The following is a 1,136-nucleotide window of genomic DNA, read 5'->3' as shown; positions in this document are numbered from 1 at the left end:
CTTGGAACAGGATCATCGCCCAGCCCTGGCGCATCATGTCCATCGGACTGCGCAAATGGGCCCATGCGTGCTGATCAATGAGAGCTGGTATAAGCATCCAGGACGTCGCCCGGCGGGCGGGCGTCAGCCACCCGGCCGTGTGGCGATGGCAGCGGCGCTACGCCGAGGCGGGCGTCGAAGGCCTGCTGCGCGACAAGACGCGTCCGCCTCGGGACACCACCCCATTCGACCGAGACGGTAGCCGAGGTGCTGGCGCTGACCTGCTCGGAGCCGCCGGGCGAGGTCACTCACTGGACTGGTCGTGCCGTAGCTCGTGCTGTGGGTATCTCGTTACGTGCCGTGCAGCGGATGTGGGACGCTCACCGCCTCCAGCCGCATCGGCTGCGCACGTTCAAGCGCTCGCGCGATCCCGCCTTCGCCGCCAAGGTCGAGGATGTGGTCGGCCTGTACATGGATCCGCCCGCCCACACGGTGGTGCTGTCCATCGACGAGAAAAGCCAGATCCAGGCGCTGGAGCGCACCCGCCCCGACCGTCCGCTTGCCCCCGGGCATCCCGCCGCCCAGACCCACGACTATACCCGTCACGGCACCACGACGCTGTTTGCCGCCCTCGACGTCCTGGCGGGCACCGTGCTCGGCCGCTGCATGCAGCGCCACCGCAATAGTGACTTCATCCGGTTCCTGAACGCCGTCGAGGCTGCTGTCCCGTCCGGTAAGACGATCCACGCGATCCTCGACAACGTCGCCACCCACAAACATCCGAAGGTGCGCGCCTGGCTCGCCCGCCACCCGCGCTGGACGTTCCACTTCACCCCGACTTCGGCCTCGTGGCTCAACGCCGTCGAGGGCTTCTTCTCAGCGCTCACGCGGCGTCGGCTGCGACGCGGGTCCTTCACCGGCGTCGTCGATCTGCAGGCGGCCATCAAACGCTACATCGCCGAGCACAACCGCAGCGCCAGGCCCTTCGTCTGGACCAAACCCGCCACCGACATCCTCGCAGCCGTCAGCCGATCCCCTGAACCATCCGTCTGAGTCAGTGCACTAGGTGTACGGTCTCGGAATGTGGTGTGACGGATCGACCCTGAAGCGTTCGGGCTCTTTGGTCCAGGCTTGGCAGATGCGTTCGTAGGGTGTCA

The 1,136-nt window shown here is 66.8% G+C and carries 1 pseudogene; it reads left to right on the top strand.

The annotated features are described in order from the left end of the window. Positions 1-89: 89 nt before the first annotated feature. Positions 90-1,032: pseudogene (locus BM249_RS21065) on the top strand (IS630 family transposase); the annotation flags it as partial. Positions 1,033-1,136: the final 104 nt, after the last annotated feature.

The organism is Methylobacterium gossipiicola, assembly GCF_900113485.1.
Lineage (GTDB): Bacteria > Pseudomonadota > Alphaproteobacteria > Rhizobiales > Beijerinckiaceae > Methylobacterium > Methylobacterium gossipiicola.
Note: the sequence above shows the minus strand (reverse complement) of the source record. Positions and strands in the feature narration are given on the sequence as shown.